Origin of the sequence: Streptomyces angustmyceticus, from assembly GCF_040701845.1 — a bacterium.
Taxonomy (GTDB): domain Bacteria; phylum Actinomycetota; class Actinomycetes; order Streptomycetales; family Streptomycetaceae; genus Streptomyces; species Streptomyces angustmyceticus_A.
Genome location: NZ_JBFBHQ010000008.1, coordinates 185,187 through 201,815 on the forward strand (window position 1 = coordinate 185,187; position 16,629 = coordinate 201,815).

Genomic DNA, 16,629 nt, shown 5'->3' on the forward strand with positions numbered 1-16,629 from the left:
CGTTGGCGTCTTTCCCGCCGTACCGATCACCGTTACGGCACCGGGAGCCCGCCCCTTGGCAAGGCTCTGGCCAGCCGCGCCGGTTCCGGCTGCCGAGGAGTCGTCATCCGGCCGAGCCTGCTCCGGGCGAGGCTTGGCCGGGGCCGACGCGTGGATCGGTGAGGAACGGTGTCACCGGGTCGCGGTCGGCAACGGGCGTAGGTCGGAGGGGATGTACCGGGACCCGCCCGCAGGACCGGAGCGAACGCCGGGCGATTCTGTGCCACGTACCAGGGCCGCCCGCGCCGTGGGGGCACCTCCCGGCCGAAGGCTGGGGGAGGGTGCCGGTGCGTCCCCTCCGACCTCCGCGGCAACCACCGACCCCGCAAAGCCCCGGCCGCCACCAACCAGCCACGGCACACACGGGCCACCCCGTACAAACCCCCACGGGCCAACCGACGCCACCGAGGCCCGGCACAACGGCCCCAAAAGGGGCGCGGGGAACTGCGCGCCCAGCCACAACGCACCCGCAGACACACGCCGAAAAACGAGGGACCCCGCACCCGCGGGGTCCCTCGTCGGCGGCATCAGCGAAGCGTCACCGCTGCCAGCTGGTCGCTCCGTGGAAGCCGCTCTGCCGCTCCAGGCGGCGCCAGCGGGCGGCGGTGGCGTGGGGTCGGGCCGGGGCGGCGGTCGGCCGGTGGGCGGCGCGGGCCAGGAGGACGGCGGTCAGGGCGGCGAGTTCTTCCTCGCTGGCCTGGCCCTTCTCCACGCGGATGGAGTCGGTGCGGTGGGCAGAATTCACGGTGTGGTCTCCGTCGTCGCGGTGGGCGTAGTGCCGGGTGCGGGTGCGGGGGTGGTTACTGGGGCGGGTTGCCGTGCTTGCGGGCGGGCAGGTCCGCATGCTTGGTGCGCAGCATCTCCAGGGCGCGGATGAGCGTGTGGCGGGTTTCGGCGGGGTCGATGACGTCGTCGACCAGGCCGCGCTCGGCCGCGTAGTAGGGGTGCATCAGCTCGGACTTGTACTCCTTGACCATGCGCACCCGCATGGCCTCGGCGTCGTCCGCCTCGGCGATCTGCTTGCGGAAGATGACGTTGGCGGCGCCCTCGGCGCCCATCACGGCGATCTCATTGGTGGGCCAGGCGTAGGTCAGGTCCGCGCCGATGGACTGCGAGTCCATGACGATGTAGGCGCCGCCGTAGGCCTTGCGCAGGACCAGCGAGATCCGCGGCACGGTGGCGTTGCAGTACGCGTAGAGCAGCTTGGCGCCGTGCCGGATGATGCCGCCGTGCTCCTGGTCGACGCCGGGCAGGAAGCCGGGGACGTCCAGCAGGGTGACGATCGGGATGTTGAAGGCGTCGCACATCTGGACGAAGCGGGCGGCCTTCTCGGACGCCTCGATGTCCAGCACGCCGGCCAGCGACTGCGGCTGGTTGGCGATGATGCCGACGACGCGGCCGTCGAGCCGGGACAGCGCGCAGATGATGTTGGTCGCCCAGCGCTCGTGGACCTCCAGGAACTCGCCGTCGTCGACGATCTCCTCGATCACCTTGCGCATGTCGTACGGGCGGTTGCCGTCGGCCGGGACGAGGTCCAGCAGGGCGTCGCCGGAGCGGTCCGCGGGGTCCTCGCTGGGCACCGACGGCGGGTTCTCCCGGTTGTTCGCCGGCAGCAGCGAGAGGAGGTAGCGGACCTCTTCCAGGCAGGTGGCCTCGTCGTCGTACGCGAAGTGGGCGACGCCCGAGGTCTCGGCGTGCACGTCGGCGCCGCCCAGGCCGTTCTGGGTGATCTCCTCGCCGGTCACCGCGCGCACCACGTCGGGGCCGGTGATGAACATCTGCGAGGTCTCTCGGACCATGAACACGAAGTCCGTCAGGGCCGGGGAGTAGGCGGCGCCGCCGGCGCAGGGGCCGAGCATGACGGAGATCTGCGGGATGACGCCGGAGGCCTTGGTGTTGCGCTGGAAGATGCCGCCGTAGCCGGCGAGCGCGGAGACGCCCTCCTGGATACGGGCACCGGCGCCGTCGTTCAGCGACACCAGCGGCGCACCGGCCTGGATCGCCATGTCCATGATCTTGTGGATCTTGGTGGCGTGGGCCTCGCCCAGCGCGCCGCCGAAGATCCGGAAGTCGTGGGCATAGGTGAACACGGTCCGGCCGTGCACGGTGCCCCAGCCGGTGATCACGCCGTCGGTGTAGGGCTTCTTGGCCTCCAGGCCGAAGCCCGTCGCCCGGTGCCGCCGCAGCGGCTCGACCTCGTTGAACGAACCCTCGTCCAGCAGCAGCTCGATCCGCTCGCGCGCCGTCAGCTTGCCCTTGGCACGCTGCGCTTCGGTCGCCCGCTCGCTGGGTCCTCGCCGGACCTGCTCGCGGATGGCGTGCAGCTCGGCGACGCGCCCGCGGGCGTCGTTGGCGCCGGCGGGCAGATCTTCGACAGTGGTCATGTATCGACGGTACGTGCGCGGGGCGTCCCGCACCGATGTCGGTTTCGTACAACGTCGCATGCGATTTGGTGGGCAGGCAGTACAGAACCGTGCTGCACGGGCCCCGCGCCGCGGCGTCCGTTCGGGTGGCCGCGCCGCCCCGCGACTGTATGGGGCCGACAAAGAGGAGCCGACTGCCGTTGTCGTGACCGGTGGCCCGGCGGGGCCGCCGGGGCCGGTCAGCCCGGCCGTACCGTGCAGGTGTGGGTGGCGCAGTCGGTACCGGGGGCCAGCCGCAGCCGCAGGGCGCGGCCGGTGGCCAGCACCTCGATCGCCGGATCGTGGGCGAGCACCGTGCGCACCGGCCGTGACCAGGTGATCTCCAGCGGTTCGCCGGTGCGCTCGGGGGCGGCGAGGCACAGCCGTACCGTCGGCCGCCGCCGTCCGCGGCGCTCTCTGACCAGCACGCTCACCGGTCCGCTGCTGGTGAGCGGCCCCGCGCTGCCCGCCCGCCAGAAGTTGGCGGCCGTTACGCCGAGCGGGTCGACGGCGACCGCCTGGCGGCCGGCGTCGTTGGCGAGCACGGTCAGCCAGCGCCGGTCGGCGGCGCGGGCGGCGAGGGTGCGGGGGCCGGCGCCCGGCATGAGGAGGTAGCAGTAGCGGGCGTCGAGCGGGTCGGTGCCGTGGTCGTGCCAGAGGGTGAGGTAGCGGCGGGTGAAGGGCTCGGTGGAGGAGGTCGTGTTGATGTCGTGCCAGGAGCCGGTGCGGGCCTCGCGCAGCACGGTCAGGGGTGCGCCGCCGGGGAAGACGTAGCCGCCGTGCCCGGCGAGGTGGGCCCAGTGGGCGCGGCGGAAGGAGGTGGTCACGCCGAGCGTGCCGGGCCGGCGTACGCCGTCGACGGTGAGCGCGGCGGTGCCCCGCTCGCCCAGGCAGCGGTTGTCGACGACGGTCTCGGCCGGCACCCCGTCGCGCGAGGTGATGCCGGCGCCCAGGCAGACGAGGCAGTCGGCGAGCGCGAACCAGGATTTCCTGGCGGTGAGGGTGGAGGCCAGTCCGCGCAGGTCCTGGCCGAGGGCGGCGAACTCCCCGTCGGTGGTGCCGCCGACCCAGCGCGCGGCGGGTTTGGGCTCGCCCCAGCCGCCTCCCTCGTTGTCGGCCAGCCGCTTGGTGGACACGGTCGTCCCGGGGAGCCGGTAGGGGTCGACGGTGGGCCAGAAGGCATCGGTGTACTGGTCGCCCCCGAAGTCGGCGCCCCACCAATAGACCATGCCGGCGCCGGTGTGCCAGCCGCGCGGGTTCTCGCCGTTGCCGTTCTCGTAGTAGGTGATGCGGTCGGAGGCCATGGCCAGGCCGGCGGCCCAGCCGGGGCGGCGGTGCACGGCGCGGTCCATGGCGGGGAACAGCCGGTGGCCGACGGGTTCGGGGGCGGTGGCCGCGGGCCCGTCGGCGATCGTCCTGAGCCGGGCGAGGTCGGCGACCGTGTACTGCCGGTCGGTGAGGACCGGCAGGGTGCGGTCGCGGGCGGCCCAGCCCTTGATCATGGCGTGCCAGCGGTCCCGTTCGGCGGTGCTCGCGGCCTGGGCGAGCACCGCGATCGCGGCGATCAGCGCATGGCCGTGGTAGTGGTCGCTGCGCAGGATGTGCCGCTCGTCGCCGCGGAGGTAGCCGCGGCTGACGGCCCGGCCGTTGACGCTGTCCATCATCAGGCCGTTGTGCAGCAGCGGGGCGTAGGCGTGCTCGACGCTGTCGAGGACGATCTGCCGTGCCGGGTCGGTGACCTGCCAGGGCGAGCCGCCCAGCAGGGTGAACAGCCGGCCCAGGCCGTCCAGCAGGACGTAGCCGTAGGTGCCGGAGTAGGCGACCCAGGTGTGCTGGACGAAGGAGCCGTCGGCGTAGAGGCCGTCGCCGTGGGTGACGTAGGGGAAGACCGGTGAGAGGGCGTCGCGGGCCAGGGCGATCTTGGCGGGGGCGCGGCCGACGATGCCGCGCAGCGCGACCACCCGGCACAGGTCGACGCGGTTGGCGCCGGTGCTGGTCCCGGTGTAGTCGCCGAGCATGGCGTCGGGGACGAAGTGGTCGACAGCGGCCAGGCAGCGCTCGCGCAGGCCGTCGTCGAGGCCGCCGGGCAGCCGGTCGTCGAGGATCGCGAGGGTGTCGAGGAGGAGTCTGGGGCTGCCGATCTGCCACTCCCACCAGTTGCCGTAGCGGGCGGTGGCAGTGTTGTAGACGGTGACTTCGAGGTGGTCGAGCCCCGTGCGGACGGCCTCGGCGAGGCCGGGGTCGCCGGTGCGGCCGGTGCCGGGCTGGGCGCAGGCCTGCGCCATGGTGGCGAGCCGGCCGTAGCTCCGGGTGATCCCGGACGGCGGGTCGTAGCGGCAGTCCGGCCAGAGGGACCCGGCGGCCGGCCGCATGCCCGCCCGGAAGGCGCCGGCGAGGTCGCCGGTCTCCTTGAGGGCGGCGGCGTACGGCGGGGCGGCGGGATCGAAGCCGCTGCCGAGGGTGAGTTCGCACCAGCGGCCGCGCAGGGCGGTGAAGGCGTCCCCGGGAGGGAGGGCCGGGCCGGGGGCGGCGCCGGCGGGGCGGGCGGCGAGGCCGAGTGCGCTCGCGGTGGCGGTGGCGAGGAATCCTCGGCGTGACCAGACGGACGTGGCGGGGAAAGGCGGCACGGTCGGTCCTCTCCATGGCGTCAACTGGGGTGTGGCGCTGCGCACTTGGGAGTTCCCGATGGTCTAGCACGAGCCGCCGGAGGGCGGCAATGACCGCGCCGCAACGCCGTCGGCCACCCGCTCGGCGGAGCCCGCCCGAGGAGAGAGGTTGAATGTTGAACCAGATGGCGTTACGGTGAATCTCGTTGAAGCTTAAACCAAACCTGCGCACCCGTCCGGTGCGCCGTCTTCGAGGAGGAGCCATGGCTCTGTTCCACCGCAAGCGCACCGCCGACACCGGCGACACCACCGCCCCCGCCACCGCTGCCGTCCTCGACGCCGACCCCGCCCTCGCAGCGCTGACCGGCGACTACACCATCGACCCGGCCCACAGCAGCATCGGCTTCACGGTCCGCCACGCCATGGTCACCAACGTCCGCGGCACGTTCGGGGAGTACGAGGGCGCCCTCCACCTCGACGGCGCCGACCCGTCCCGCTCCACCGCGTCCCTCGACGTCACGATCGCCAGCATCGACACCGGGATCGCGGACCGCGACGGCCACCTGCGCAGCGCCGACTTCTTCGACGCCGAGGCCTTCCCGCTGATGACCTTCCGCAGCACCGCCGCCGAGCGCGTCGCCGGCGACCGCTACCGCATCACCGGGGACCTGACCCTCCGCGACGTCACCAAGCCGCTCACCATCGACCTGGAGTTCCACGGCGCGGCCACCGACGTCTACGGCGCCGAGCGGGTCGGCTTCGAGGGCAGCGCCGAGATCCTGCGCTCCGACTGGGGCCTGACCTGGAACGCCGCGCTGGAGACCGGCGGGGTGATGGTCAGCGACAAGGTCAAGCTCGTCTTCGACATCTCCGCCGTCAAGGCCGCCCCGCAGGCCTGACCCCGTATGCCCCGCCGTACGACCGCGGCCCCGCACGCCTCTCCCCCGAGGGCCGTGCGGGGCCGCGGTCGTGCCGCTGCCGCGGCGCTCACTCCTGCGGCTCGACCCCGGCCCGCAGCAGTCCGTAGGCGTACGCGTCGTCCAGTGCCTGCCAGGACGCGGCGATGACGTTCTCCGCGACGCCGACCGTGGACCACTCGCCCCGGCCGTCGCTGGTGGAGACCAGCACCCGGGTGATGGAGCCGGTGCCCAGGGCGCCCTCCAGGATGCGGACCTTGTAGTCGACCAGCTCCATGTGGGCCAGTTGCGGATAGATCCGCTCCAGGCCGACCCGCAGCGCCCGGTCCAGCGCGTTGACCGGGCCGTTGCCCTCGGCGGTGGTGACGATCCGCTCGCCCTTGGCCCACAGCTTCACGGTCGCCTCGTTGGCGTGCGTGCCGTCCGGGCGGTCCTCGACGATCGCCCGCCAGGACTCGACGGTGAAGTAGCGGCGCGGCCGGCCCTCGACCTCGGCGCGCAGCAGCAGCTCGAAGGAGGCGTCGGCGGCCTCGTAGGTGTAGCCCGCCAGTTCGCGTTCCTTGACCCGGTCGACGACCCGGCCGATCAGCTCGCGGTCCTCGCCGAGGTCGACGCCGAGCTCCTTGCCCTTGAGCTCGATGGACGCCCGCCCCGCCATGTCGGAGACCAGCATCCGCATGGTGTTGCCGACCTGCGCCGGGTCGATGTGCTGGTAGAGGTCCGGGTCGACCTTGATCGCGGAGGCGTGCAGGCCGGCCTTGTGGGCGAAGGCGGAGACACCGACGTAGGGCTGGTGGGTGGACGGGGTGAGGTTGACGACCTCGGCGATGGCGTGCGAGATCCGGGTCGTCTCGGCGAGCTTGCCCTCGGGCAGCACCGGGCGCCCGTACTTGAGCTCCAGGGCGGCGACGACCGGGAAGAGGTTGGAGTTGCCGACCCGCTCGCCGTAGCCGTTGGCGGTGCACTGGACGTGGGTGGCGCCGGCGTCCACCGCGGCCAGGGTGTTGGCGACCGCGCAGCCGGTGTCGTCCTGGGCGTGGATGCCCAGGCGCGCGCCGGTGTCCGCGAGGACGGTCCGGACGACGGCGGTGACCTGCGCGGGCAGCATGCCGCCGTTGGTGTCGCAGAGCACCACGACATCGGCGCCGGCCGCGCTCGCGGTGCGGACGACCTCCTTGGCGTAGACCGGGTCCAGGGCGTAGCCGTCGAAGAAGTGCTCGCAGTCGAGGAAGACCCGGCGGCCGTGGGCCCGCAGGTGGGCGACGGTGTCCCGGATCATCGCGAGGTTCTCCTCGGGCGTGGTCCGCAGCGCCAGCTCCACATGGCCCGTGTGGGACTTGGCGACCAGCGTGATGACCGGCGCCCGGGAGTCGAGGAGCGCGGCGACCTGCGGATCGTCCTCGACCCGGACGCCCGCCTTGCGGGTGGCGCCGAAGGCGACCAACTGCGCGTGCCGGAAGTCGATCTCCGCGCGGGCCCGTTCGAAGAACTCGGTGTCCCGTGGGTTGGCGCCGGGCCAGCCGCCCTCGATGAAGCCCACGCCGAACTCGTCGAGGTGCCGGGCGATGGTCAGCTTGTCGGCGACGGTGAGGTTGATGCCCTCGCGCTGCGCGCCGTCGCGGAGCGTGGTGTCGAAGACGTGGAAGTCGTCGGACACCGCGTCGGCCGGGTGGGCTTGGGGTTCGTCCGTCATGCTGGTCTGGCTCCTGTCGGGATCTCGGTCTACCGGAATAACCGGTTCCACCGTCCCTCCATGGTCCCTCGCGCTCCGCCTCCGGCGAGAGGTGGGCCGGAAACGAAAAAACCCCTCGCGGGTGCGAGAGGTCTGCGCGCGGGTCTGGGACGACGGTGGCCACGCCGTACTCGGTTCGTACGGGGCGGTCACTGCGGACCGGCGCGCCTGCTGCCAATAATCATGGCGAACGAGAGCACGGGGGCAGTCTGGCACACGACCACCGCCCGTGCCCGTAGCGTCTCAGGATGCGAGCACGCGCGCCTCGCCGCTCTCGCCCGCGTCCCGCTTGCCGACCCGGTGCAGATCGATGGACCGGGTCTCGCGCATCGTGACGTAGACGACCAGCGAGACCGCGGCGCAGCCGGCGACGTACCAGTAGTAGCCGGACTCGATGCCGCCCTCCTTGAACCACAGGGCGACGTACTCCGCGGTGCCGCCGAACAGCGCGTTGGCGATGGCGTACGGCAGGGCGACACCCAGCGCCCGGATGCCGGTCGGGAAGAGCTCGGCCTTCACACAGGCGTTGATCGAGGTGTAGCCGGTGACGACGACCAGCGCCAGCAGCGAGAGCCCGAGGGCCGGCCAGAAGCTGCCGGCGTGCTTGAGCAGCGTCATGATCGGCACGGTCAGGAAGGTCGAGCCGACCGCGAAGGTGATCAGCAGCGGACGGCGGCCGATCCGGTCGGAGAGCTTGCCCGCCAGCGGCTGCAGGCACATGAAGAGGAACAGCGCGCAGAAACTGACCAGCGAGGCGGTCGGCTTGGACAGTCCGGCGCTGCCCGAGAGGTACTTGGTGAGGTAGGTGGTGTACGTGTAGTACGCGACCGTGCCGCCCATGGTGAGCGCGATGACCAAGAACGCCTCGCGCTTGTGGGCCAGCAGCGCCTTGAGGGTGCCGCGGGCGGGGTCGGCGTGGGCGCCCTCGTCCTCGGCGTAGACCTCGGTCTCCAGCATGTTGCGGCGCAGGTAGAAGACGATCGCGGCGCCCAGCGCGCCGATGATGAACGGGATCCGCCAGGCCCAGCTGTGCAGCGCGTCCTCGGACAGGGTCCGCTGGAGCACGATCTGCAGGCCGAGGCCGAGCAGCTGGCCCGCGGTCATGGACACGTACTGGAAGCTGGAGGCGAACCCGCGCTGTCCGGGCGCGGAGGCCTCGGTGAGGTAGGTGGCGCTGGCCGCGTACTCCCCGCCGACCGAGAGCCCCTGGAGCATCCGGGCGAGGAGCAGCACGGCCACCCCGCCGTAGCCCGCGGCCCCGTAGGTGGGCGCGACGGCGATCAGGATCGCCGAGGCGGACATCAGCGTGACGGTCAGCGTGAGCGCGGCCTTGCGGCCCCTGCGGTCACCGACCCGGCCGAGCACCCAGCCGCCCACCGGTCGCATGAAGAAGCCCACGGCGAAGATCCCCATGGTGTTCATGAGGTTCGCGGTGTCGTTCCCCTTCGGGAAGAACGAATCCGCGAAATAGACCGCGAAGCTCGCATAGACGAACCAGTCGAACCACTCGACCATGTTGCCGGCCGAGCCGACCCAGATCTTCTTCCATTGCTCTCGTCCCATAGCCGCTCACGGTCGCGGACCGGCGGGTCTTCGGCAAGAGCGTGGTCGGCAACGATCGCAGGTACTTGCGTGCGTTGCGGTCACGGGACGGCCGGCGGCCGGTGCGCCGGCTCCGGTCAGGCGGTCAGGCGGTCAGGCGGTCAGCGACTCGTCCAGGAACTCCCGTATGTGGTCGCGTACGCGCTCCCGGTCCGTGCCCGGCAGGCCGACGACCAGGTGGGTGCCGAAGCCGTCGAGGAGGGCGCGGGTGCGGGTGGCGAAGCGTTCGGCGTCGACGGGGCGGAACTCGCCCTTCGAGATGCCCTCGACGAGGAGCGCCACCAGGTCGCGGTGCCAGGCGAGTTCGAGGTCGAGCTGGCGCTCGCGGGTCTCGTCGTCGGCGCTCTGGGAGCGGTTCCACACCTCCAGCCACAGCGTCCAGCGCGGGTCGCGGTGGCCTTCGGGGAGGTAGAGGTCGACCAGGGCGTCCAGCCGTTCGCGGGCGGGGACGCGGCGGGAGAGGGCGGCCCGGCGCTCGGCGCCGAGCTGCTCCTCGCTCCACTGGAGGGTCTGCAGCAGCAGCTCGTCCTTCGTACCGAAGTAGTACAGGATGTGGCCGCTGCTCATGCCGACCTCGCGGCCCAGACCGGCCATCGTCAGCCGGTCCAGGCCCTCCGCGGCGATGGTCGTCATCGCCGCGGCGAGGACCTGCTCGCGGGGCTGGCTGAGCCGGCGCCGCGGGCGGCGCACGGGACCGGGCACGGGGACCTCCGGGTCGGCTGGACGGGGCCTGCGGGTCAGGCCTTCGGCTGCTGCTGGGTGATGCAGTGGATACCGCCACCCGCTGCGAAGATCGTACGGGCGTCGACCAGGGTCACCGTCCGCCCGGGGAAGAGCCTGCGGAAGATCGCGGCCGCCTCCTCGTCACGGGGGTCGTCGAAGCCGCACAGCACCACGCCATCGTTGCAGAGGTAGTGGTTGATGTAGGAGTAGTCGACCAGTTCGCCGTCCTCCTCCACGACGGTCGGCGCGGGCACCTCGACGACCTCCAGCCGCCGGCCCCTGGCGTCGGTCGAGGACCGCAGCAGCTTGGCGATCTCGGTGCCGATCGCGTGGTCGGGGTGGCCGGGGTCGGGCTGGGTGTGGACGAGCACGGTGCCGGGGCGGGCGAAGGCGGCGACGATGTCGACATGGCCGCGGGTGCCGAACTGCCCGTAGTCGGCGGCCAGGCCGCGCGGCAGCCAGATCGCCTTGGTGGTGCCGAGGTGGGCGTGGATCTCGGCCTCGACGTCCTCCTGCGTACGGCCGGGGTTGCGGCCCGGGTCGAGCTGGACGGTCTCGGTGAGCAGGACCGTCCCCTCGCCGTCGACGTGGATGCCGCCGCCCTCGTTGACCAGGCCGGTGGCGTAGCGGCGGGCGCCGGCCAGCCCGCACACCTGCTCGGCGATCTTCTCGTCGAGGTCCCAGCGGGCCCATTCCTGGGCGCCCCAGCCGTTGAACACCCAGTCGGCCGCGGCGAGTCGGCCCGTGCCGTCGGTGAGGAAGGTGGGGCCGATGTCACGCATCCAGGCGTCGTTCAGCGGGCGCTCGACGAGGTCGATGTCCGCGCCGAGGAGCGCGCGGGCGCCCTCGGACTGGCCCGGTCCCGCGACGACGGTGACCGGCTCGAAGCGGCGCACCGCGCGCGCGACCGCGGCCCAGGCGCGGCGGGCCCCGGCCAGTGTCTCGCCGCCCTCCGCGCCGAAGGTGAAGTTGGGCCCTGGCCAGGCCATCCAGGTGCGCTCGTGGCGGGCCCACTCCGGGGGCATGCGGAAGCCGTCGGCGGCAGGGGTGTTCATGCGGGGGTCCTCACGGTTCGCGGTGGCGGTCGGTGTCACGGGGCGGGGGCGGGGCGGCGGCCGGCCGGCGCGGCGGGCCGCCGCGCCGGCCGGGGTGCTCGGGCCGGGCTGTTACAGGAAGTACAGGCGCGAGAGCGAGACGGTGTCGGCCGGCTCCGAGCGCATCGGGTCGCCGTCGAGGGTGACCAGGCCGCTGCGCCCGTCGACCTGCACCTGTCCGATACGGGAGTTGTGGACGAGGTCGCCGGGGCCGATGCCGCGGGTGCCGCGGACGGCGACCCGGCGGCGGCGGGTGGGCAGCCCGTCACCGCCCTGTTCGGCCGCCGCGCGGGCGACGAAGGCGACGGAGATCTCCGCGGGGGTCGCCCCGTGCGCACCGAACTGCGGGCCGAGCACCAGGGGTTCGCAGGTGTCGGTGGCGGCGTTGGGGTCGCCGGTGACGCCGTAGGCGGGGAAGCCGGACTTCAGCACCAGCTGCGGCTTGGCGCCGAAGAACTGCGGCTTCCACAGCACGATGTCGGCCATCTTGCCGACCTCGATCGACCCGATCTCGTGCGAAAGGCCGTGCGCGATGGCGGGGTTGAGGGTCAGCTTGGCGACGTAGCGCAGCACCCGGGCATTGTCGTCGTGCGGGCCGTCGCCCTCCAGCGGGCCGAGTTCGGCCTTCATCTTGCCCGCCATCGCGAAGGTGCGGCGGACGGTCTCGCCCGCGCGGCCCATGCCCTGGGCGTCGGAGGAGGTGATGCCGATCGCCCCGAGGTCGTGCAGCACGTCCTCGGCGCCCATCGTGCCGGCCCGGATGCGGTCGCGGGCCATCGCGGCGTCGCCCGGCAGATCGGTCTTCAGGTCGTGGACCGAGACGATCATGCCGTAGTGCTCGGCGACCGCGTCCCGCCCGAAGGGGAGGGTGGGGTTGGTGGAGGAGCCGATGACGTTGGGGACCCCGGCCATCTTCAGGACGTTGGGGACATGGCCGCCGCCGCAGCCCTCGATGTGGAAGGCGTGGATGGTCCGGCCGTCCAGCACCCGCAGGGTGTCCTCGACGGTGAGGCATTCGTTGAGGCCGTCGCTGTGCAGGGCGACCTGGACGTCGTGGTCCTCGGCGACCCGCAGCGCGGTGTCCAGGGCCCGGGCGTGCGCGCCCATGTCCTCGTGCACCTTGAAGCCGCAGGCGCCGCCCTCGGCGAGCGCCTCGACGAGCGGGGCGTCGCCCGACGAGGAGCCGCGGCCCAGGAAGCCGATGTTCACCGGCCAGGCGTCGAACGCGCCGAAGGCGTGCCCCAGCGCCCAGGGGGAGTTGACGCCGACGCCCCAGACCGGCCCGAACTCCTGGCCGATGATCGTGGTCACACCGGAGGCCAGCGAGGCCTCCATGACGCGGGGCGAGAGCAGATGGACATGGGTGTCGACGGCGCCCGCGGTGGCGATCATGCCCTCGCCGGAGACGATCGAGGTGCCGGTGCCGACGACGACCTCGACGCCGTCGAGGGTGTCGGGGTTGCCTGCCCGCCCTATGGCGTGGATACGGCCCTCACGGATGCCGATCGACACCTTGCGGATGCCCTGGACGGCGTCGATGACCAGCACATTGCTGATCACCACGTCGCAGGTCTCGCGGACCGAAGCGGCCTTGAGGTGCAGCCCGTCCCTGGCGGTCTTGCCGAAGCCGGCCAGGAACTCGTCGCCGGGCCGCTGGGAATCGGACTCGACGCGGACGACCAGGCCCGAGTCGCCGAGGACGACCCGGTCGCCGGCCCGCGGGCCGTGCACCGACGCGTACTCGTGGGGGTCGATGGTCCCGGTCATGCCTGCTCCTCCGCTCCCAGGTAGCCGCAGGCGGCGGCCCGCCGCAGCGCTTCCGTCTTCGCGCCCGGCGCGTCCAGCGGGCCGTCCACCAGACCGGCGAAGCCGATCGCGATCCGGTCACCGCCGATCGGGACCAGGCCCACCTCCTCGGCGCCGCCGGGGTCGAACCGCACCGACGAGCCGGCCGGGACGCACAGCCGCATGCCGTAGGCGGCGGCCCGGTCGAAGTCCAGCCGGGGGTTGGCCTCGAAGAAGTGGAAGTGCGAGGTGACGCTGACCGGCACCGTCGCGGTGTTGCGCACGGTCAGGCGGACCGCGGGCACGGGTTCCTGGCCGGCCGGTCCGGGGAGCACCGCCCCGGGCGCGGGTGCCCGGTCGCTCCCGGCGGCCGGGGAGCCGGCGCCGATCGGGTCGGTGACCACCGCGAGCCGGGAGCCGTCGTCGAAGACGGCCTCCACATGCACCTCGGTGACGACATCGGCCACGCCCGGCAGCACGTCGTCCGGGCCGAGCACGCCGCGCGCCGCCTCGATGGCCTGAGCGAGGCGGCGCCCGTCCCGCGCCGCCTCGCAGACTGTGTCCGCGATCAACGCGGTCGCCTCGGGCACGTTCAGCTTCAGTCCGCGGGCCCGGCGCGTCCGCGCCAGTTCGGCCGCGCCGAACAGCAGCAGCCGGTCGCGTTCTGTCGGGGTCAACCGCATCCCGTCACTCCTCCCGATCGATTAGAGCGACACTCTAACCACGAAATCGGCCGGGACGAAAGCATTGACCGAGAGCACAGGGATGAGCGACATTGAGCGCTGCTCTAAAAGATGCGGCGGATAGAGCGCCGCTCTACATGATCTCGACAGCGTGAACAGCGCCCGGCGCGCACCGCCCCCGTACGGAACACGGCCCCCGGAGCGCTGCTCACCCACTGTTGTCCGGCCTCTCAGGGGAGCCCTCATGCCGATCGAACAACGCGGAGTCGACACCATCCCGGACGAGGAACGCACCAGCGGCCCTCGCGACCTGATCTCGATCCTGCTCGGGTCGAACCTCGCCCTCGGCGTGGTGATCTTCGGCTGGCTCCCGGTCTCCTTCGGGCTCGGCTTCTGGCCCTCGGTGACCTCCCTGGTGGCCGGCACCGTCGTCGGCACCCTGCTGACCGCCCCGCTCGCGCTGGTCTCGCTGCGCAGCGCCACCAACCTGTCCACCAGCAGCGGCGCCCACTTCGGCGTGCGCGGCCGGCTGATCGGCTCGGTCATCGGCCTGCTGCTGTCGCTGGGCTACACCGCGCTGACGCTGTGGGTCGGCGGCGACGCGGTCGTCGGCTGCCTGCACCGCCTGACCGGGCTGCCGTCGAGCGGCACGACCTACGCGCTGGTCTACGCCCTCCTGGCGGGCGCCACCGCGGTCGGCGCGGTCTACGGCTACCGGGTGCTGCTGCGGCTGAGCAAGGTGCTCGCCGTCGGACTGACCGTCCTGCTGGCCGTCGGCGTCGTGGCGTACGCGGGCACCTTCACCACCGCGGCGCCGCACGCCGGCGGCTATCTGCTCGGCGGCTTCTGGCAGACCTGGCTGCTGGCCGCCGTCTCCGCCGGGCTCAGCGGCCCCATCGCGTTCATCACCCTGCTCGGCGACTACAGCCGCTACATCTCCCCGCACCGGCACAGCCCGCGCAAGGTCTTCGGCGCCACCTGTCTGGGCCTGCTGGTCGGCCTCCTGGTGCCCCAGCTCTTCGGTACGTTCACGGCGCTCGCCGTCGGCGCGGGCGAGGACTACGCGGGGCCGCTGGTGGCCGGCGCCCCGTTCTGGTACCTGGCGCTGCTGTTGCTCAACGCCTCGGCCGGCTCGGTCGGCAACTCCGGCCTGATGCTCTACAGCATGGGCCTCGACCTGGACGCGATCCTGCCGCGCGCCAGCCGCACCCAGGCCACCTACGTCGTCGCCGCGCTCTCCACCGCGCTGGTGTACGCCGGCCACTTCCTGTGGGCCGCCCAGGACGCGATGACCTCCTTCGTCCTGCTGATGACGGCCGTGGGCACCCCCTGGGCGGTGATCACCGTGATCGGCTTCGTCCGCTGCCGCGGCGCCTACGACCCGGAGTCCCTGCAGGTCTACAACCGCGGCACCCGTGGCGGCGCGTACTGGTACCGGGCGGGCTGGAACGTCCGGGCCACCGCCGCCTGGGCGCTGGGCTCGGCGGTCGGCCTGCTGGGCGTGGACACGCCCTTCTACCAGGGGCCGCTGCTCCCCGTGACCGGCGGTATCGACATCAGCTTCCTGCTCGCGGCGGCCGTGGGCGGCCTCGTCCACCTCGCCCTCTCCGCCCGGGACCCGCGCCCGGTCGCGGCGCTGCGCGCGGTGCCGCCCGCCCCCGACGCCCCTGCCCCGGCGAAGGCCCCCGCGGAGGCCGGCTGAACCGGCCGGGACACGACCGAGGCCGCCCCCGACGCGACGTCGGGGGCGGCCTCGGTCCGTCCGGGAGCGGCCTCGGCCGGCTGCCCGGAAACCCGGATCAGCCCAGCGGGTGCATCCAGCCGTGCTTGTCGTCGGCGATGCCGCGCTGGACGTCGAGGAGCGCGTCCCGCAGCTTCAGCGTGACCTTGCCGGGCTCGCCGCCGGACTGGACCCACTCGCCGCCCGCGCTCTTGACCGTGCCGACCGGGGTGATCACGGCGGCCGTACCGCAGGCGAAGACCTCGGTGAGCGTGCCGTTCTCGGTGTCGGCCCGCCACTGGTCGATGGAGACCCGGGCCTCCTCCGACGCGTAGCCCAGGTCGCGGGCGACGGACAGCAGGGAATCACGGGTGACGCCGGCGAGGAGCGAGCCGGTCAACGTGGGGGTGACGATCTTGTCGCCGTACACGAAGTACAGGTTCATGCCGCCGAGCTCCTCGACCCACTTGTGCTCCACGGCGTCGAGGTAGGCGACCTGGTCACAGCCGTGCGCGGCGGCCTCCGCCTGCGCGAGCAGCGACGCGGCGTAGTTGCCGCCGGTCTTGGCGTCGCCCATGCCGCCGGGGACGGCGCGCACCCGGTCCTCGGACAGCCAGATGGAGACGGGCTTGACGCCACCGGCGAAGTACGCGCCGGCGGGCGAGGCGATGACCACGAAGAGGTACTCGTTGGCGGGCTTCACGCCCAGGCCGACCTCGGTCGCGATCATGAAGGGGCGCAGGTAGAGCGACTCCTCGCCGCCGTGCGCCGGCACCCAGCCCTTGTCCTGCTGGACGAGCAGGTCACAGGCCTCGATGAAGGTCTCGACGGGCAGCTCCGGCATGGCCAGCCGGCGCGCGGAGGCCTGGAAGCGCCGGGCGTTGGCGTCGGGGCGGAACGTGGCGACGGAGCCGTCGGGCTGCCGGTAGGCCTTGAGGCCCTCGAAGATCTCCTGCGCGTAGTGCAGGACGTTGGTCGCCGGGTCGAGGGAGAGCGGCCCGTACGGCACCAGCTGCCCGTCGTGCCAGCCGCGGCCCTCGGTCCACTTGATCGTCACCATGTGGTCGGTGAAGTGGCGGCCGAAGCCGGGGGCGGCCAGGATCTGCGCCCGCTCCGCGTCGGAGAGCGGGTGCGAGGAGGGCTTGAGCTCGATCGTGGGCGTCGTCATGAATGCCTGTCCTTCACTGCGTGTTCCGATCCCTGCAGGTACCTCCCAGCATGAGCTGGAGGAGCGTCACCGGCCCAGCCCTCCGGCCGGGGGTCAGGGGGGCGGCCCCCACCATGCGGCACCGGTGCGGTGTGTGCGGCGGCCGCGCACGACTTCTT

Annotated in this window: 12 protein-coding genes; 2 read left to right on the top strand and 10 right to left on the bottom strand. The window is 72.7% G+C overall.

Annotated features, from left to right (window positions below):
• Window positions 1–577: 577 nt before the first annotated feature.
• From AB0411_RS20270 to AB0411_RS20280, 3 genes are all read right to left on the bottom strand, one after another.
• Window positions 578–784 carry an acyl-CoA carboxylase epsilon subunit gene (locus AB0411_RS20270; protein ID WP_366418648.1) on the bottom strand — a complete coding sequence of 69 codons (207 nt, stop codon included), beginning with the start codon at window positions 782–784 and terminating at the stop codon, window positions 578–580.
• A gap of 55 nt (window positions 785–839) precedes the next feature.
• On the bottom strand, window positions 840–2,423 hold the full coding sequence (locus AB0411_RS20275; protein ID WP_366418649.1) for an acyl-CoA carboxylase subunit beta: 1,584 nt from the start codon (window positions 2,421–2,423) through the stop codon (window positions 840–842).
• A 218-nt stretch (window positions 2,424–2,641) separates the two neighbouring features.
• Entirely contained in the window at window positions 2,642–5,068 is a 2,427-nt protein-coding gene (locus AB0411_RS20280; protein ID WP_366418650.1) for a polysaccharide lyase 8 family protein, read from the bottom strand.
• 242 nt (window positions 5,069–5,310) lie between these two features.
• Here AB0411_RS20280 and AB0411_RS20285 point away from each other — a divergent pair, with 242 nt between their 5' ends.
• The gene (locus AB0411_RS20285) at window positions 5,311–5,946 is read left to right on the top strand and encodes a YceI family protein (protein WP_366418651.1); all 636 of its coding nucleotides are present in this window, start codon (window positions 5,311–5,313) and stop codon (window positions 5,944–5,946) included.
• Window positions 5,947–6,034: 88 nt separating this feature from the next.
• Here AB0411_RS20285 and cimA read toward each other — a convergent pair whose 3' ends face one another.
• The 6 genes from cimA to ureA form a co-directional block, all read right to left on the bottom strand.
• The gene (gene cimA, locus AB0411_RS20290) at window positions 6,035–7,657 is read right to left on the bottom strand and encodes a citramalate synthase (RefSeq protein WP_366418652.1); all 1,623 of its coding nucleotides are present in this window, start codon (window positions 7,655–7,657) and stop codon (window positions 6,035–6,037) included.
• Between the two features lie 282 nt (window positions 7,658–7,939).
• Window positions 7,940–9,259 (bottom strand): MFS transporter, encoded by a 1,320-nt coding sequence (locus AB0411_RS20295; protein WP_366418653.1) that lies wholly within the window; start codon window positions 9,257–9,259, stop codon window positions 7,940–7,942.
• 132 nt (window positions 9,260–9,391) lie between these two features.
• Window positions 9,392–10,000 carry a TetR/AcrR family transcriptional regulator gene (locus tag AB0411_RS20300; protein WP_366418654.1) on the bottom strand — a complete coding sequence of 203 codons (609 nt, stop codon included), beginning with the start codon at window positions 9,998–10,000 and terminating at the stop codon, window positions 9,392–9,394.
• Window positions 10,001–10,035: 35 nt separating this feature from the next.
• The gene (locus AB0411_RS20305; protein ID WP_366418655.1) at window positions 10,036–11,076 is read right to left on the bottom strand and encodes an agmatine deiminase family protein; all 1,041 of its coding nucleotides are present in this window, start codon (window positions 11,074–11,076) and stop codon (window positions 10,036–10,038) included.
• A 111-nt stretch (window positions 11,077–11,187) separates the two neighbouring features.
• Window positions 11,188–12,882, bottom strand: coding sequence for an urease subunit alpha (locus tag AB0411_RS20310; RefSeq protein ID WP_366418656.1), 1,695 nt, complete (start codon window positions 12,880–12,882; stop codon window positions 11,188–11,190).
• Window positions 12,879–13,583 carry an urease subunit gamma gene (gene ureA, locus AB0411_RS20315; RefSeq protein ID WP_366418657.1) on the bottom strand — a complete coding sequence of 235 codons (705 nt, stop codon included), beginning with the start codon at window positions 13,581–13,583 and terminating at the stop codon, window positions 12,879–12,881. The genes AB0411_RS20310 and ureA overlap by 4 nt, the downstream gene beginning before the upstream one ends.
• A gap of 244 nt (window positions 13,584–13,827) precedes the next feature.
• Here ureA and AB0411_RS20320 point away from each other — a divergent pair, with 244 nt between their 5' ends.
• Entirely contained in the window at window positions 13,828–15,285 is a 1,458-nt protein-coding gene (locus tag AB0411_RS20320) for a cytosine permease (protein ID WP_366418658.1), read from the top strand.
• A gap of 97 nt (window positions 15,286–15,382) precedes the next feature.
• Here AB0411_RS20320 and AB0411_RS20325 read toward each other — a convergent pair whose 3' ends face one another.
• A complete protein-coding gene (locus tag AB0411_RS20325) occupies window positions 15,383–16,471 on the bottom strand; it encodes a branched-chain amino acid aminotransferase (protein ID WP_366418659.1) in 1,089 nt (362 codons plus the stop codon).
• Between the last annotated feature and the right edge of the window lie 158 nt (window positions 16,472–16,629).